Annotated in this window: 15 protein-coding genes; 9 read left to right on the forward strand and 6 right to left on the reverse strand. The window is 44.6% G+C overall.

The features are described from left to right. Positions 1–3: 3 nt before the first annotated feature. From fabF to pyk, 4 genes are all read left to right on the forward strand, one after another. Positions 4–1,257 (forward strand): beta-ketoacyl-ACP synthase II, encoded by a 1,254-nt coding sequence (fabF, locus tag ACFQ3Q_RS02530; protein WP_380742602.1) that lies wholly within the window; start codon positions 4–6, stop codon positions 1,255–1,257. Positions 1,258–1,268: 11 nt separating this feature from the next. After that, a complete protein-coding gene (rnc, locus tag ACFQ3Q_RS02535) occupies positions 1,269–2,000 on the forward strand; it encodes a ribonuclease III (protein ID WP_380742604.1) in 732 nt (243 codons plus the stop codon). A gap of 114 nt (positions 2,001–2,114) precedes the next feature. Next, entirely contained in the window at positions 2,115–2,603 is a 489-nt protein-coding gene (locus tag ACFQ3Q_RS02540) for an IPExxxVDY family protein (RefSeq protein ID WP_380742606.1), read from the forward strand. Further along, positions 2,603–4,033, forward strand: a complete 1,431-nt coding sequence (gene pyk / locus ACFQ3Q_RS02545; RefSeq protein WP_380742608.1) for a pyruvate kinase — start codon at positions 2,603–2,605, stop codon at positions 4,031–4,033. The genes ACFQ3Q_RS02540 and pyk overlap by 1 nt, the downstream gene beginning before the upstream one ends. A 61-nt stretch (positions 4,034–4,094) precedes the next feature. Here pyk and dinB read toward each other — a convergent pair whose 3' ends face one another. Next, entirely contained in the window at positions 4,095–5,186 is a 1,092-nt protein-coding gene (gene dinB / locus ACFQ3Q_RS02550) for a DNA polymerase IV (RefSeq protein WP_380742610.1), read from the reverse strand. 154 nt (positions 5,187–5,340) lie between these two features. Between dinB and ACFQ3Q_RS02555 the strand changes: the two genes are divergently transcribed. The 3 genes from ACFQ3Q_RS02555 to ACFQ3Q_RS02565 are packed head-to-tail and all read left to right on the forward strand — an operon-like array spanning position 5,341 to position 7,004. After that, positions 5,341–6,006: an NAD-dependent epimerase/dehydratase family protein gene (locus ACFQ3Q_RS02555; RefSeq protein ID WP_380742612.1), complete on the forward strand. Its 666-nt coding sequence runs from the start codon at positions 5,341–5,343 to the stop codon at positions 6,004–6,006. Between the two features lie 15 nt (positions 6,007–6,021). After that, positions 6,022–6,495 (forward strand): CYTH domain-containing protein, encoded by a 474-nt coding sequence (locus ACFQ3Q_RS02560; protein ID WP_380742613.1) that lies wholly within the window; start codon positions 6,022–6,024, stop codon positions 6,493–6,495. Further along, a complete protein-coding gene (locus ACFQ3Q_RS02565; RefSeq protein ID WP_380742615.1) occupies positions 6,483–7,004 on the forward strand; it encodes a YciI family protein in 522 nt (173 codons plus the stop codon). The genes ACFQ3Q_RS02560 and ACFQ3Q_RS02565 overlap by 13 nt, the downstream gene beginning before the upstream one ends. A gap of 67 nt (positions 7,005–7,071) precedes the next feature. On the opposite strand, the gene ACFQ3Q_RS02570 is transcribed toward ACFQ3Q_RS02565, so the two are convergent. The 5 genes from ACFQ3Q_RS02570 to ACFQ3Q_RS02590 all read right to left on the reverse strand — a co-directional run bounded on the left by ACFQ3Q_RS02570 (position 7,072) and on the right by ACFQ3Q_RS02590 (position 14,638). Further along, positions 7,072–8,472 carry an efflux transporter outer membrane subunit gene (locus ACFQ3Q_RS02570; RefSeq protein WP_380742617.1) on the reverse strand — a complete coding sequence of 467 codons (1,401 nt, stop codon included), beginning with the start codon at positions 8,470–8,472 and terminating at the stop codon, positions 7,072–7,074. Position 8,473: 1 nt separating this feature from the next. Then, complete coding sequence (locus tag ACFQ3Q_RS02575) at positions 8,474–11,623, reverse strand: efflux RND transporter permease subunit (RefSeq protein WP_380742619.1); 3,150 nt, start codon at positions 11,621–11,623, stop codon at positions 8,474–8,476. Between the two features lie 5 nt (positions 11,624–11,628). Further along, positions 11,629–12,753 (reverse strand): efflux RND transporter periplasmic adaptor subunit, encoded by a 1,125-nt coding sequence (locus ACFQ3Q_RS02580; RefSeq protein ID WP_380742621.1) that lies wholly within the window; start codon positions 12,751–12,753, stop codon positions 11,629–11,631. Beyond that, a complete protein-coding gene (locus ACFQ3Q_RS02585; RefSeq protein ID WP_380742623.1) occupies positions 12,746–13,258 on the reverse strand; it encodes a GbsR/MarR family transcriptional regulator in 513 nt (170 codons plus the stop codon). The genes ACFQ3Q_RS02580 and ACFQ3Q_RS02585 overlap by 8 nt, the downstream gene beginning before the upstream one ends. A 306-nt stretch (positions 13,259–13,564) precedes the next feature. Further along, complete coding sequence (locus ACFQ3Q_RS02590; RefSeq protein ID WP_380742625.1) at positions 13,565–14,638, reverse strand: isoaspartyl peptidase/L-asparaginase family protein; 1,074 nt, start codon at positions 14,636–14,638, stop codon at positions 13,565–13,567. 220 nt (positions 14,639–14,858) lie between these two features. On the opposite strand from ACFQ3Q_RS02590, the gene ACFQ3Q_RS02595 reads away from it, so the two are divergent. Continuing rightward, positions 14,859–15,401 carry a 3-hydroxyanthranilate 3,4-dioxygenase gene (locus ACFQ3Q_RS02595; protein ID WP_380742627.1) on the forward strand — a complete coding sequence of 181 codons (543 nt, stop codon included), beginning with the start codon at positions 14,859–14,861 and terminating at the stop codon, positions 15,399–15,401. Positions 15,402–15,461: 60 nt separating this feature from the next. Further along, positions 15,462–17,015: an L-piperidine-6-carboxylate dehydrogenase gene (amaB, locus tag ACFQ3Q_RS02600; protein ID WP_380742628.1), complete on the forward strand. Its 1,554-nt coding sequence runs from the start codon at positions 15,462–15,464 to the stop codon at positions 17,013–17,015.

Below are 17,015 nucleotides of genomic sequence, written 5' to 3' on the forward strand. Positions count from 1 at the left end.
CATATGGAGTTAAAGCGAGTTGTAGTAACGGGTCTGGGTGCCCTTACCCCAATTGGTAACAATATTGAAGAATATTGGGATGGATTGGTGAATGGAAAAAGTGGTAGTGCACCTATCACTTATTTTGATACCGAGAAATTCAAAACTAAATTCGCTTGTGAACTCAAAAACTTTAACGCTCTTGATTTCTTTGACAGAAAAGAAGTTAGAAGGCTGGACAGGTTTGCGCAGTACGCCATTGTTTCATCAGATGAAGCGATAAAGGACTCCGGGATCGATCTAGACACTGTAGACAAATACAGGGTAGGGGTGATCTGGGGAGCCGGAATTGGCGGACTCGAAACTTTCCAGGACGAAGTTACTAGTTTTGCTCAGGGAGACGGAACGCCACGTTTCAATCCATTCTTTATTCCTAAGATGATTGCAGATATTGCCCCGGGTAATATCTCGATTCGTCACGGGTTTATGGGAGCCAATTACACCACGGTTTCAGCCTGTGCCTCAGCAGCGAATGCAATGATAGACGCGCTTAACAATATAAGGTTAGGATACAGTGATATTATTGTTTCGGGAGGTTCTGAAGCGGCGGTTACCCAGGCAGGAATGGGAGGTTTTAATGCTATGCATGCCCTTTCTACTCGAAATGACAATCCTGAAACTGCATCAAGACCTTTTGATGCAACAAGAGACGGTTTTGTTTTGGGTGAAGGCGGAGGAGCGCTCATTTTGGAAGAATATGAGCACGCCAAGGCCAGGGGTGCAAAGATATACGCCGAAGTGATCGGTGGTGGTTTATCTTCTGATGCTTACCATATGACAGCCCCACATCCTGAAGGAAACGGAGTGGTGGCCGTTATGGAAAACTGTTTAAGGAATGCAGGAATGAATCCTGAAGATGTTGATGCTATCAATACTCACGGTACCTCCACACCTCTTGGTGATGTTGCTGAATTAAAAGCAATAGGAAAGGTTTTTGGTGAGCATGCGAAAAACATTAATATCAATTCCACCAAATCAATGACCGGTCACCTCTTAGGTGCTGCAGGTGCGATTGAGGCCATTTCCGCGATCTTGTCTATGAAGTACGGAATTGTTCCTCCTACCATCAATCACGAGCATCCTGATGAGAACATCGATCCGGAATTGAACCTTACCTTGAACAAGGCACAAAAACGGGACGTTAATGTGGTAATGAGCAACACATTTGGTTTTGGAGGGCATAATGCCTGTGTTTTATTTAAAAAGCTGGATGAGTAACATATCGAACTATGAGTGTTATTCGAAATATATTAAATTCCCGTCCTTCCAAAGGCGGGAATTTTTTTAATACGCTCTACAAGATCCTCGGGTTTAAACCCAAAAACCTTTCGCATTATAAGAAAGCCTTTACGCACCGGTCCCTGAATAAAAAGGACGAAGAAGGCAATGCCATCAATTTCGAAAGAATGGAATTCCTGGGAGATGCTATGCTTAGCGCAGTAATTGCCTCTCACCTGTTCAAGGCCGTTCCGGGTGGGAATGAAGGTTACCTTACCAAAATGCGCAGTAAGGTGGTGAGTCGTAAACACCTTAATGAACTCGGGAAAGACCTTAACCTTATTGCCCACGTTCAGACCAATATCCCTAAGGAACAGTTTGGGGTTAATATTCACGGAAATTTATTCGAGGCGCTTATAGGTGCCATTTACCTGGACCGCGGTTATAAATACTGCCGAAAATTCATTTTCGACAGGGTTATAGACCCGTATGTGGATATTGAACAACTGGAAGGGAAAGTGATAAGTTATAAGAGTTTGCTTATAGAGTGGTGCCAGAAAGAAAAGAAAGAATTCAATTACGAGGTTTACGAGGATACCGGTAACGATGAGCTGAAACATTTTGCCGTCAAACTGCGAATTGATGATCGGGTTGTGGCAAAGGCCAGGGCAACTTCCAAGAAGAAGGCTGAAGAAAAAGCATCGAAAAGAGCCTACTATGCTCTTCAAAGCAAAATTGAATAATCGTGAGATTATGCCGAAAACTATAACGTTTTCGTAATTAATTATGAAATTTTAGGGCGATTTAGCCTCCTTTTTGTCATTCTTATTTTATCTTTAGCCTAAAGTAAAGAGGATATGCAGTCGCATAAAATGTTGTTGGATGAGGTAGAAGAAGATCATTTTAAATTAATTGCCGTTTACTGTGCCATAGAGGATTACAAAATGGCATTTCTACTCAACAAACATTTACACCTGCAATTAAAACGGGAGCGCTACGACGTCGATTTTAATCATAAAACCGTCAGGGCCCGTTATGCCCTTTATACATTTAAAGACCCTACCAACTACCGCACCTATCATCTGGTCGCTAATAAATTTAAAGGCCAGGCAAAAAGAGTAGCCAGTTCAGGGTCATTATTTGTGGAAGAAGAGGTGAGACCGCTTGAAGTTCATCTTATTCCTGAACAGAAGAAAGTCGATTTCTTTTTGAAGATAGAAGAAGATTTGGAAGAACAGCAACTCACCAGAATGGTAAATACCATAAGTCAGATTCCGCAAGTAGTAGCTGTATATAATATTGATATAGAGCACCTAAAATCCAAACAAAATCTAATTTTTGAATAATGCCAACAAATAAAAAGACGAAAATAGTTGCAACCCTTGGTCCCGCAACAAGTTCTAAAGACACCCTAAATAAAATGCTCCGTGCAGGAGTGAATGTTTTCAGGATAAATTTTTCTCACGCAAATTACGACGATGTAAGGGAGCGTATTAAAATGATTAGGGAGCTCAATGAGAAACACGGCTATAATGCCGCTATTCTCGGAGACCTCCAGGGACCTAAATTAAGGGTGGGGACCATGAAAGAAGAAGTTGTGGTTTCTAAAGGCGATGAAATTGTTTTTGCCACAGGGGAAGAATTCAAAGGTACCGCAAAAAGGGTATATATGAATTATGAAACATTCCCTCAGGATGTTAAGGCCGGGGAGCGTATTCTTTTAGATGACGGAAAGCTGATCTTTGAAGTTGTAAGTACCAACAAAAAAGACGAAGTAAAGACAAAAGTAATTCAGGGTGGTCCCTTGAAATCTAAAAAGGGGGTGAACCTTCCTAATACCAATATTTCCCTTCCCGCCCTTACGGAAAAGGATGTTAAGGATGCCATCTTCGCCTGTGAAATGCAGGTAGACTGGATGGCATTGTCATTTGTAAGGCATGCAGATGATCTTATTGAACTTCAGAAATTAATAAACGAGCACAGCGAACATAAAATACCAATCATCGCTAAGATCGAAAAACCTGAAGGAGTAGCCAATATCGAAAAGATTGTGGCTTATTGTGATGGTCTTATGGTTGCACGTGGTGACCTGGGGGTTGAAATTCCTGCTCACGAAGTGCCGCTTATCCAGAAAAAACTTGTGCTTACGGCTAAGAAAGCCCGTATCCCGGTAATTATTGCTACGCAAATGATGGAGACGATGATCACCAGCCTTACGCCTACCAGGGCTGAGGTGAATGATGTGGCTAACTCTGTTATGGATGGTGCCGATGCGGTGATGCTAAGCGGGGAGACTTCTGTAGGACAATACCCTGTAGAAGTGATCCAGAAAATGTGTCAGATCCTTGAGAGCGTTGAAAACTCTCCGTTGATCAAGGTGCCTCACGATCCGCCGCACGTAAGAACAAAACGTTATATAACCAAAGCGGTTTGTTATCATGCTGCGCATATGGCAAACGAGATCAAGGCGAAAGCCATTTGTACCCTTACCAATAGTGGATATACGGCCTTTCAGATCTCTGCCTGGAGACCGGAATCGCATATTCTTGTATTCACTTCTAATAAAAGGATCCTTTCTCAGTTAAGTCTTCTTTGGGGAGTTAAAGCCTTTTTCTATGATAAGTTTGTGAGTACAGATGATACCATAGACGATGTGAACGATATCGCCAAAGCCGGAAAATTTGTGGAGAAGGGAGATTTCACTATTAATCTCGCAGCGATGCCGATAGCTGAAAAAGGGATGGTAAATACATTAAGGGTTTCCGAGATCAAATAAGAAGCTTAAAAGACTAATATAAAAACCACGGGTTTCATTGAAGCCCGTGGTTTTTTTGTGCTTAAAATTCAAACTTCAACTGAACCGCTATCTCTTTCTTGTCTTCCTTTTCTTCGGCTTTATCGGTATTCAGATTAGAGAGGGAAATACCGAGCAGTCTTACCGAATCCTTCATTTTTTCCTGGTAAAGTAATTCTTTCGCGATCTCCAGGATCAGTTCTTTACTTGAAATAAAATAGGAAATTGTCTTGCTGCGCGTCTGAAGACTGAAATCGCTGTATTTTATCTTCAGGGTAATGGTTTTACCCGCTACCTTGCTTTTGGTAAGCCTTCGCTCGATCTCTTCGGCAATGTTCTCCAGTTTTTCAAGCATGAATATTTCTGAAGAAATATTTTCGTTGAAGGTTCTCTCGGCTCCTAATGATTTTCTTATCCGGTTCGGTTTCACCTCGCTTAGGTGAATTCCTCTCACCACATTGTAGTAATGCTTTCCGCTTTTTCCGAAATGGTCTGTAAGGAATTCTTCCGTTTTTTGCTTCAGGTCTTTCCCGGTGAAAATACCAAGACTGTACATTTTATCGGCCGTGACCTTTCCTACTCCGTGAAATTTCCTGATCTCCAGATCTTCCAGGAATTCTTCGACCTCTTCAGGATTAACGGTTTTCTGCCCGTTAGGTTTATTGTAATCGCTGGCAATTTTAGCGATGAATTTATTGATGGAAATTCCGGCGGAGGCGTTCAGTCCCGTCTTTTCCTTTATCTTTTCCCTTATTTCCTGAGCGATAAGGGTGGCGCTGGGATTCCCTTTTTTATTCTCTGTCACATCCAGATAAGCTTCATCCAGCGATAAAGGTTCCACAAGATCTGTGTATTCCAGAAAGATTTCCCTGATTCGCTGAGAGATCTCGCGGTAACGATCAAATCTTGGTTTTACGAAAATAAGCTGCGGGCAGTTCCTTTTGGCGATCACACTGCTCATAGCGCTTTTCACCCCAAATTTCCTGGCTTCGTAACTTGCAGCGCTTACCACGCCGCGTTGGGAACTTCCGCCTACAGCAATAGCCTTTCCTCGCAACTCAGGATTATCAAGCTGCTCTACCGAGGCGTAGAAGGCGTCCATATCTATATGAATTATTTTCCGAAGCTGATGCACTCTGCAAATTTAACTAATCATTAAAGATGAGGTGCAGGTGCACAGGCTTAAAAACTCAAAACAATATCCTATATTTGATAATACGGGGGCAAAGGAATTTTTTTCATTCAGAACTTAAAGAAGTTCCTCCGCTTTTCTTTCTTTTGCGGGAATTATGGAAAAAACGGCGATAATTTTAGGGGCAACGGGGTTAACCGGCGGTATTCTGCTTCGGGAGCTATTGGAGAATGATGAGTACTCTAAACTTATTCTTTTTTCCAGGAGTTCTTGTGGGATAGATCATCCGAAGATCGAAGAACACCTTATAGATCTATTTCAATTAAAGGAGCACCGCAGTAAATTTAAGGCTGATGAGGTTTTCTGTTGTATCGGGACCACTAAGAGTAAAACTCCGGACCCGGAAACTTACCGGAAGATAGACTATGGAATTCCCGTTACCGCCGCAGAATTATGCATTCAGAATAATATTACTACCTATCTCGTGATCTCAGCAATGGGAGCGGACTCTTCCAGCCGAATATTCTATAATAAAACAAAAGGTGAGATGGAAGAGGCAGTTCTGGCCTGTAAGATTCCGCATACTTATATTTTAAGGCCTTCCCTTATTTCGGGAACCCGAAAGGAAAGCCGCCTGGGAGAAAATATAGCGAAACAGGTGATGAAGGTGCTGGATCACCTTATGATTGGAGCATTAAAAAAATACCGATCTATTGCACCTGAAGCAATAGTTAAGGCAATGCTACTCCTTGCAAAGGAAAAAAATAAAAAGACCGTGATAGAGTCTGATGAGATTAAACAAATAGCTGCTAACTATAAATAAAAGAAGGAAGCCGGAATGATCGAAATAGAAAGAAAGTTCTTAGTGAAGTCTGATGCCTTTAAAGATAAGGCTTATAAAAAAATCGCGATTCTGCAGGGGTTTTTGAATACGCATCCTAACCGGACCGTACGGGTAAGAATAAAGGGGGAAAAAGCCTATCTTACAGTTAAGGGGAAAACCAATAAGGAAGGCCTCACAAGGTTCGAATGGGAGAAAGAGATCAAGAAAACCGATGCTCATTCGCTTATAGATCTTTGTGAGCCCGGAATAATCGACAAGACCAGGTATCTCGTAAAGTCGGGGAAACACACCTTTGAAGTAGATGAGTTTTTTGGTGATAACCAGGGGCTGATGGTCGCCGAAGTAGAGCTGAAGTCTGAAACCGAAGATTTTGAGAAACCGGACTGGCTGGGGAGAGAAGTTACCGGCGATGTGAAATATTACAACTCGCAATTATCTAAGAAACCTTTTAAAAAATGGGAAGATTAAAGCTATTAAAGAATACAATCGGAACTCTGTTTCTAGCAACTTTACTAACTGCCTGTGATCAGCCTGTGGAGAAGACCCGTGGTGTTCCGGCTGCAAGCGAAGTAAAGACCGAAAGCCATAACTTGACCGGTATTAAAGCCCGGGCCGAAGCACTCAAAAAGGAAGGGTATAAGACTTTTACTTATCAAGAAGGAGATACCACTTATCTCATGCAGCAATATTATATGGTTTTCCTGAAAGCGGGAGATAAAAGGAACCAGGATTCTACCGAAGTTGCCGAACTTCAAAAAAAGCATCTTGCTCATTTAAGCCGAATGGCAGAAGAAGGTTACGCCAGCCTTATAGGTCCATTTGGAGACGACGGGGAGATCCGTGGCATCGTGGTCTTTAATACTCCTACGCAGGAAGAGGCCGACAGTCTGGCCAATCTTGACCCAATGGTGAAAGCCGGACGGTTAAAGGTGGAAGTTCACCCGTGGTGGACCGCTAAAGGCGGAAAACTTGAATAATAAAACAGTCCCGAAAAAATAACTTCCCGGGACTGTCCCTCCAACAATTAATAAGATAAAATTCAAATTATTGCCATCCGCCCCCAAGGGCTTCATACAATGCTACAATAGATTTAAGCCGGTTAAATTCGGCATTTATTAGCCCTAATCTTGAGGTCAGGGCATTTTCTCTTGCCGTAAGGACCTCAAGATAATTGGCATAACCACTGTTCAGTAATTCCTGTGAATAGTCTGAGGCTTTGCTGTAGGCTTCAAACTCCTTCGATTGTACTTCTATTTTCTCTGTACTCGCCTCATAGTTATAAAGAGCATCAGAAACTTCTTTCCCGGCAGTTAACAATGCCAGCCTGAAATTAAGCAAGGCTTCCTGCTGCCTGGCCTGGGAAACTTCATATTCGGTCCTTATTCTGCGTCCCTGTAAGATAGGCTCTGCCAGGGAGCCGGCAAGATTGGCGAAAAGCGAGTTCACATCGAAAAGGTCTTTGAGTTCAAGGCTTTGGAAACCTCCGGAAGCAGAGAGCCTGAGAGAAGGATAAAAATTACTCCTCGCAACGTTAGTCAGTTCAAAGGCATTTACCAGGTTATACTCGGCAGCCATTACATCTGGTCGGTTTCTCAATAACTGTGCGGGCACACCGGTATTAAGCCCGGTCGTGATCTTCTGATCTTCCAGTTGGCCTCGTTCGATCTCGTGGGGCCCTTCCCCAAGAAGTATGGAGAAACTGTTTTCCAGCAGCCTGATCTCATTTTTGATATCGATTAAAAGGGCCTGGGCCGTATAAAGCTGTGCTTCGGTTTGCTGCACGCCTACTTCGGTAAGGTTCCCCGCGTCTTTTAGTGCCTTTGTGGTTTCAAGGCTTTTGGTCCTGTTCTCTATGGTCTCTTCGGTAATCCTTCTTTGTTCATCCAGCATCAGCAGCTGATAGTAGGTAGTGGCTATATTAGAAATAAGCCTTGTTTTCACCGCTTTATGGGCCGCTACACTTTGCAGGTAGGAAGCCTGAAAAGCGCGTTCATTACTTCTTATCTTTCCCCAGATATCTGCCTCCCAGGAAAGATTTCCCGTTACATCGAACTGGGTGATACTTCCGTCGAAAACCGAGCCGAACTGCCCATTTTCAGAAAGATTCTGGTAATTCACATTCGCTCCTACATCCAGGGTAGGCAGGTAACCTGCTTTTCCCTGTTTTACATAGGCTTCGGCAGCCAGCATTTGCTGAATGGCAATGCGAATATCGATATTGTTCTGAAGTCCCTGCTCGATATATGAAGTTAACAGCGGATCGGTGAACATCTCTCTCCAGGAAACTTCAGCCATATTCAGGCTGTCCTGTGGGAGCCGGTCTGTGCGATATGCATCTTGGGTCACCACATCGGGGCGCTCATAATCTTTTGCCGCAAAACAGGATACCAGTAAAAAAGGTACTGCTGCAAGGATCAGGAACGTATATATTCGGTTGGTTTTCATACTATTCAATTTCTTTCGGTTTTTCATCTTCTTTCTCAGGAGCTCCGGTGATCCTTTCCTGCAACCACTGGAAGGCAACAAATAGAATAGGAATTACAAATACGCCAAGGATGGTTCCGAAGAACAAACCTCCGGCGGCACCGGTACCAATAGACCTGTTCCCTTCGGCACCAACCCCGCTTGCGAGCACGAGTGGCATAAGCCCGAGGATAAAGGCGAAGGAAGTCATTAAGATAGGTCTTAATCTCACTTTCGCGCCGTCTAAGGCGGCTTCGGTAAGGCTAAGCCCTTGCCGGCGTCTCTGTATGGCGAATTCCACGATCAGAATAGCATTCTTGGCAAGCAGGCCAATAAGCATTATAAGGGCTATCTGAAAATAGATGTTGTTCTGAAGCCCCATTAAAAAAGTTGTAAAATAGGCTCCTGCCACCCCAAGGGGTAATGAAAAGATCACCGCGAATGGCAATAAATAACTTTCATACTGAGCCGCGAGCAGAAAGTATACAAAGACGATACTCAACATAAAGATGATCCCGGCCTGACCTCCTGAAGCGATCTCTTCCCGGGTGATCCCGGAGAATGTAATGTCATACTCTGCAGGCAGGTTTTCATCGGCAAGGCGCCGGATACTAGCAATGGCATCCCCGGAACTGTATCCGGGCGCGGTGGTTCCGTTAACGGTTACCGAATTGAAAAGATTGAACCTATTCACGGTTTGAGGGCCGTATACCCTCTTAAGACTTACAAACTGTGAAATGGGAGCCATTTCACCCCCGGGGGTCTTCACAAAAATACTGTTCAGGCTCTCCTTGTTTTGCCTGTCTTCGGGAAGGGCCTGAACAAAAACACGGTACTGTTTGCCGAAACGACTAAAATCGCTGGCATAAAACCCGCCCACATAGCCCTGGAGTGTTCTCAGGATATCATTAACCGAAACTCCGGCCTGTTTTGCCCTGGCAATATCTATATCCAGTTCCAGTTGTGGGAAGTTTGTGCTGAAGGAATTGGAAGCAAAGGCTACCGAAGGTTCCTGGTTCAACTTTCCTACAAACTCTGAAGCTGTTTTGTCCAGTTCTTTTAATTCTCCTGAGGCCTTATCCAGAATGCGCATTTCAAATCCATCGGCACTCCCGAATCCGGGCACACTTGGCGGAGTGAAAAACAGGATGCTGGCATCTTTAATGGCTGCCGATCTCCTGTTGAGCTTAGCCATTATACCTTCAACCGAAGTTTCTTCAGTTTCCCTTTTATCCCAGTTTTCCAGAATAATGAAGCCCATCGCATAAGAACTTCCCGAACCGGAGAAGAAGTTCCTGCCACTTATCATGGAGGCGGTCCTGATCCCTTCAATCTGTTCCATCTCGTTATACAGATCTTCGGTTACTTTCTGAGATCTGTCCAGAGAGGCTCCCGGTGGCAGTTCGATATTGACAAAAATCACACCCCGGTCTTCAGAGGGAACAAAGCCGGAAGGAATATTGTTGTTGATCCAGAAGATGGCGCCAACGGCAAGCGCAAGAGCGATAGCCGAAACCCAGCGGTACTTCATCAGGAATCCCAAAGACCTTATATATTTCTTTCTGGTTGCCGAAAAGGCGGTATTAAAGGCCATATAGAAACGCTCCAGAAGATTCTTTTTCTTTCCGTTTTTATCCTTTTTCGGTTTAAGAAAGATCGCACACAGGGCAGGGCTTAAGGTAAGAGCGTTCAGGGCAGAGATAAGGATCGCGATGATAAGCGTTACCCCGAATTGTTCATAAAACACTCCTGCCGGACCTTTGATAAAGGTAATTGGAATAAATACCGCTGCCATCACCAGGGTGATCGAGATAATGGCTCCGCTTATCTCCCCCATTGCCGAGACCGAAGCTTTCTTCGCGTTGGTGTAACCTCCTTCCAGTTTGGCATAGACTGCTTCCACCACTACTATGGCGTCATCTACCACAATCCCGATCGCAAGAATTAAGGCGAATAGGGTTAGGAGATTTATAGAATATCCTAAAATTCCCAGGAAGAAGAAGGTCCCGATTATCGAAACCGGAACTGCAATAGCCGGGATCAATGTCGATTTTATATCCTGAAGAAAGACAAATACCACTAAGAATACCAACAGAAAGGCCTCAATAAGCGTCATTTTCACCTTGCTGATGGAGGCAGTTAAGAACTTATTTGTATCATAGTTAATCAGGTATTCCACCCCCGGAGGAAAATCTTCCTCAAGCTCATCCATTTTATCATAGATCTTCTCAATGATTTCCTGGGCGTTGGAGCCCGGAGTCTGAAACACACCAAAGTTGATCCCCGGATGTCCTTTGGACCTTGATACCGAAGAATAGTTGAAAGCATCAAGTTCTACTCTGGCTACATCTTTTACCCTTAGAAAACTTCCATTTTCACGGGCCTTGATGATGATATCTCCGTATTCTTCAGCGGTTTTATAGCGACCTTTATACTTGATCACATATTCGAAAGATTCCCCGGCATTCTGACCCAGAGATCCTGCAGCGGCCTCAAGACTTTGTTCATTTATGGCATTTATGACATCGGTGGTGGACAGCCCGTAATTAGCCATTTTATCGGGGTCCAGCCAGATCCGCATCGAGTAGTCCTTACCTCCAAAAACGTTTACCGCACCCACCCCGTTGATACGCTGAAGCTCGGGCGTTACATTGATCTTGAGGTAATTCTGGATAAAGGTATCATCATATTCAGGGGTCGTGGAATATACTGCGGCATAGAGAAGAGCCGAGTTTTGCTGTTTTGAAGTGATCACCCCCGCACGGGTTACTTCAGACGGTAAAAGGGAATTGGCCCTTGCCACCCTGTTTTGAACGTTCACCGCAGCAATATCGGGATCCACTCCCTGCTCAAAGAATACCTGTATACTGGCGCTTCCATCGTTACTGGCACTGGAGGTGATATAGGTCATTCCCTCCACCCCGTTTATCTGTTCCTCAATAGGGACGATAACGCTTTCCAGAATGGTCTCTGCATTGGCACCGGGATATGAGGCCGAAACCTGAACGGTTGGCGGGGCGATATCGGGATATTGGGTTACCGGCAGTTCCTGTAATCCAAGGATACCCAGCAGCACCAGGATAATGGAGATCACAGTAGAAAGAACCGGTCTTTCAATGAATTTCTTTAGCATAATTATTATTTAAAAACGGTGTCAAAAGAGTTCAGGATGCTGTCCATAGAAACGGGCTGCGGCTTTATTCTGGTCCCGTCGCGAACCTTGCTTACTCCTTTAGCAAGGATGGTTTCACCTTCTTTTATCCCCTGGTCTACCACATAAAGTTTTCCGGTCTCAGCAAGTACCTGTATAGATGCGCTGGAAAGGCTGTCGGCCCGTACCTTGTAAACCATCTTTTTACCCTGTTGTTCAAAGCTTGAAAAGGCCGGTACTACCAGTGCATTTTGAAAATTCTCCGGAACAAGCACGGTACCACTGCTGCCGTTCCTTAAAAGCCCTTCGGAATTATCGAATAGCGCTCTGAAGGTAACCGTACCGGTTTGAGGGTCTATATCCCCGGCAATTGTTTCGATGCTTCCGGCCTTTGTATATTCTTCTCCGTTGGCAAGGACAAGTTTTACTTTAGGCAGTTTTTCGATCCTTTCCTGCTGGTTCTTTCCTTCGGCATTCTTGATGAAATTCAGGTAATTCTTTTCGTTCATAGAGAAATAGGCATAGACCTTTTTAATGGAAGAGACCCTCGTGAGTGGTTTTGCATCCTGTGGCCCTGCCAGGGCACCTTTTCTGTAGTTTATGGAGCCTACCACCCCGTCTACGGGGCTTTTTACATTTGCGTAATCTATGTTGGCCGCAATACTGTTGTAGTTGCTTTTAGCCTGTTCCAGCCTGGCTTTGGCAGTTTCCAATTGAACCGGGCTAATAATGTCCTTTTCCACCAGGGGTTTCAGTTTGTTCACTTCAACCTGAGCCGCATTAACGTTAGCCCTGCTGGCAGCAGCATCCTGGCTTAGAGATTGTGTTTCCAGTCTAAAAAGCACCTGTCCTTTTCTCACCTCTTCTCCTTCGTGAACCAGAACATCTTTGATGTATCCTGAGATCTTAGGTCTCACCTCACTGCTAACTTCTCCTTCCAGGCTTGCCGGATATTCTGAGTAAGTGGTGACATCCCGTCTTTCGATCTTTATCACGGGGTATGACGGAGCCTGAGCCGACTGATTTGCCTGTGCTTTTCCGCCATCATTCTTACAGGCGAAAAGTCCCGATGCAAGAATTATTGCAAGTAAACCTGAGAGATATCTATTCATCTTGTAAATGTTTATTGATGATTTTTTCCTTTAATTTTTTGATTGACTTCCCTGCCTCACCCAGAAACTCGAGGTAATCTTTGTGAAACTCGAGATCGAACTTCGATTCTTCTTCCTGATCGATCTCCTGGTTAGCAGCTGTTTTATAATCAAGAATATCCTGGTGGATCTGTTTTTGAGCACTCCACTTTTCCATCATCTCGTCCATAATCTGGATGAGGTGATTTGGAGAAACTATAAAGTAGCGTTTGCGGTCCCCGGGTTTTGTAAAATAGCTTACCCTTCCACTGGCCTGAAGCGTGTTGAGGTGAGTACAAATGGTACTTTTGCTGGCTTTGAGATCGGTTACCAGACCCTCAAAAGTGACACCTTTCCTGCCTGTTAAAATAAGCGTGGCCAGGATACGTGCAGCCAGAGGGGCAAGTTGTTCCTCGTTCTCTTTATAAACACCCAGACGTTCTATAAGCTCTTCTTTCCGGGACTTCAGATTTTTTGGCTTTGACATAATTTCAATTAAGTTTGTAAAATTAGCTTTAGTTCGGAACATTCCGAACTTGTCAAAATGTAAAGTTTTGTTAAAACAAAAGACTCCTGAAAATATCCTCAGGAGTCTTGTTTCAACACACTTAAAAATCCCTACATCTGTCTTAAAACATAACAGACAGAGTGTTGAAGCATTTTACAATAGATGTACTTAAATAAGTACAGGTAATTCTTAGACTCCAGGTTTCATAAAAGGTTTAAAGTAAATATGAAAAATAAAAAACCCGGTCTGGAGGAAGACCGGGTTTGAAAATGTTTTAAGGGCGGGTTATTCCTTCCCATAGATACCTATCTTGAGTTCCCCTTTGCTGTTCATATTTGCGCGGTACATCCCTGCAGTATTGAATTCCATCGCGATATTTCCGTTGTGATCTATGGCTATGATACCCCCGTCTCCGCCAAGTTCGGGAAGCTTTTTCTGGATCACCTCGCTTGCGGCTTCCTGAAGGCTTACTCCCTTATATTCCATCATTGCTGAAATATCGTGGGCCACCATCCCGCGGATAAAGAATTCTCCCCAGCCGGTACTGGAAACTGCACAGGTTTTATTATTGGCATAGGTCCCGGCCCCGATAATAGGTGAGTCCCCGATTCGGTTGTATTTTTTATTGGTCATTCCGCCGGTAGAGGTTCCGGCAGCAAGATTACCGTTCTTATCCAGGGCCACGCAGCCAACGGTTCCGAATTTTGAATCCTTGATGAAAGGATCCGAAAAAGCGGTTTTATTGTTCTCCTGAGATTTGGCTTTTTCAGCCTCTTTTACTTTTTGAAGACTCTTAAACCTTCTTTCGGTATAAAAATATTCAGGGTCCACGATCTCTATGCCCTGTTCTTTGGCGAACCTCTCGGCTCCCTTCCCGGCAAGCAGCACGTGGTCTGAATTCACCATTACTTCATAGGCCAGGTTAATAGGGTTCTTAACCACGGTTACCCCGGCAACGGCACCGGCATTCAGGGTTTCCCCATCCATTATCGAGGAGTCCAGTTCATTGGTTTCCTCGTTGGTGAAGACGGCGCCCTTACCTGCATTGAAAAGCGGCGAATTCTCCATCACGTTAATGGTGCGCTGCACGGCTTCTAGAGATGTCCCTCCGTTGGCAAGGATCTCGTGCCCGGTCCTGATCGCTTCTTCGAGTTTTGCCTTATAGGCTTTCTCGAGGGAATCGGTCATATTCTCTTTCAGGATGGTGCCGGCCCCGCCGTGAATTACGATCCCGAAGTTCTGCACCGTGTCTTTTGTAGTTTCGGTTTTTGGAGTTTCAGTTTTTTCTCTGTTTTCTGAAGGCTTCTGGTCACAGGAGATGAAGAGGATAAGACTAAAAAGGAAAACTAATTTTTTCATATTGGTTTGGGTTTGAAGCGGAAGTTAATCAAAATTGACGAATCCCGGGATAGAGCTGCACCAGCGATAGCAGCGGAAAGCCCGCAGGCGCATTATGGAGCGGCGAGGACTTGTAGCGCATAGCGCGACGGCGAAGCCGGGGTGCCCCGAAAGATATTAAAGGCCTAAAGGCTATTTCTAAGCCAGATTGCGTAATTTTAATAGCTAAAAAGACAGAAAAATGGCAGTAAATAAACCTTTTAACCTCAATAAGTGGATCGAGCAGAACAGGGATTCGCTAAAACCGCCGGTGGGAAACCGCAATCTTTATAAGGAATCTGAGGATTATATTGTAATGGTGGTTGCCGGGCCTAATGCGCGGAAGGATTACCATTATAACGAGACCGAAGAATTGTTTTACCAGCTGGAAGGAGAGATCGAGGTGCACATTCAGGAAGACGGGGAGAAGAAAACGATGAAACTGGGACCCGGCGATATGTACCTGCATCCTGCAAAGATTCCGCATTCCCCCGAGCGAAAAGAAGGCTCTATTGGCCTTGTGGTGGAAAGAAAGCGCATACAGCTTGAAGGCAAGGACGGGCTCATCTGGTATTGCGATAACTGCAATCATAAACTTTACGAGGTCTATTTCCCACTGCAGGACATAGAGACCGATTTCCTGAATCATTTCAGGGAGTTTTACAGCAGTAAAGACTTGCGAACCTGCGATAATTGCGGAGAGATTATGCCCTCAGACCCTCGTTTTGTGACAGATGAGGAATAGCGGTTAATTTTTACTATTTTCGCAATAACTACACAAAATAACAGATAAAACTAAAATTTAATGAGTGAAATAGCCGAAAAATTTGGGATCAAACAAGCCCTGAAAGAATTAGGATTAAGCGAAACCAATAACGGAACTTCCACAGGAATGGACTTTTTTAGCAACGGAGAGGTGATTGAGTCTTACTCTCCCGTTGACGGTTCTTTAATAGGAAAGGTGAAAGCCACTACCAAGGAAGATTATGAGAAAGTGGTTACCACTGCCACAGAAGGTTTCAAGGAATGGAGAACCTGGCCTGCCCCTCAGAGAGGTGAGGTGGTACGCCAGTTCAATGATGAGCTTAGACGTTTGAAGGAGCCTTTAGGAAAGCTTGTTTCCTTTGAAATGGGAAAATCTTACCAGGAAGGTCTGGGAGAAGTGCAGGAGATGATAGATATCTGCGATTTCGCAGTAGGGCTTTCACGTCAGCTGCACGGGCTTACAATGCACAGTGAGCGTCCGGGGCACAGAATGTATGAACAATATCACCCGCTTGGGGTAGTAGGTATAATTTCAGCCTTTAACTTCCCGGTAGCGGTATGGTCCTGGAACACAGCATTAGCCTGGGTTTGCGGAGACGCCTGTATCTGGAAGGGTTCTGAAAAGACTCCTTTGACCTCGGTGGCCTGCCAGAACATCGCTGCCAGAGTATTTTCTGAAAACGGAGTGCCTGCGGGAATCTCTTCTTTGATTACCGGAGATTATAAAGTTGGGGAAATGATGACGCACGATGAGCGTGTGCCGTTGATCTCTGCTACCGGTTCCATAAGAATGGGGAAGATCGTTGCCCAGGCCGTAGCCGCAAGACTGGGGAAATCCCTGCTTGAACTTGGAGGAAACAACGCCATCATCGTAACCCCGGATGCCGATATCAAGAACACCGTGATAGGTGCGGTATTCGGAGCCGTGGGAACCTGCGGACAGCGTTGTACTTCTACCAGGAGACTTATCATTCACGAAGATGTGTACGATAAGGTAAAAGATTCTATCGTAGATGCCTATAAGCAATTAAGAATTGGGAACCCATTGGATGAAAATAACCACGTTGGGCCGCTTATCGATAAGGATGCCGTGAAGAACTACCAGGCTGCTTTGGATAAAGTAGTTAAAGAAGGCGGAAAGATACTTGTTGAAGGAGGCGTACTTGAAGGTAAAGGTTACGAAAGCGGATGCTACGTAAAACCGGCCATCGCCGAGGCTGAAAACCACTTCGAGATCGTACAGCACGAAACCTTTGCTCCGGTACTTTATATTATGAAGTATAAAGGAGATGTTTCCAACGCGCTTGAATTACAGAATGGGGTGAGACAGGGGCTTTCTTCAGCGATTATGACAAATAATCTGCGTGAGGCCGAAAGATTCCTTTCTGTTGAAGGATCTGACTGCGGGATCGCAAACGTGAACATAGGGACTTCAGGAGCCGAGATCGGCGGAGCCTTTGGAGGTGAGAAAGAGACCGGGGGAGGAAGAGAATCCGGATCTGACGCCTGGAAGATCTATATGAGAAGACAGACTAACACGATCAACTATACCACCGAGCTGCCATTGGCACAGGGTATCAAGTTCGATCTGTAG

This window comes from Salegentibacter chungangensis, from assembly GCF_042678405.1.
GTDB classification, from domain to species: Bacteria; Bacteroidota; Bacteroidia; order Flavobacteriales; family Flavobacteriaceae; genus Salegentibacter_A; species Salegentibacter_A chungangensis.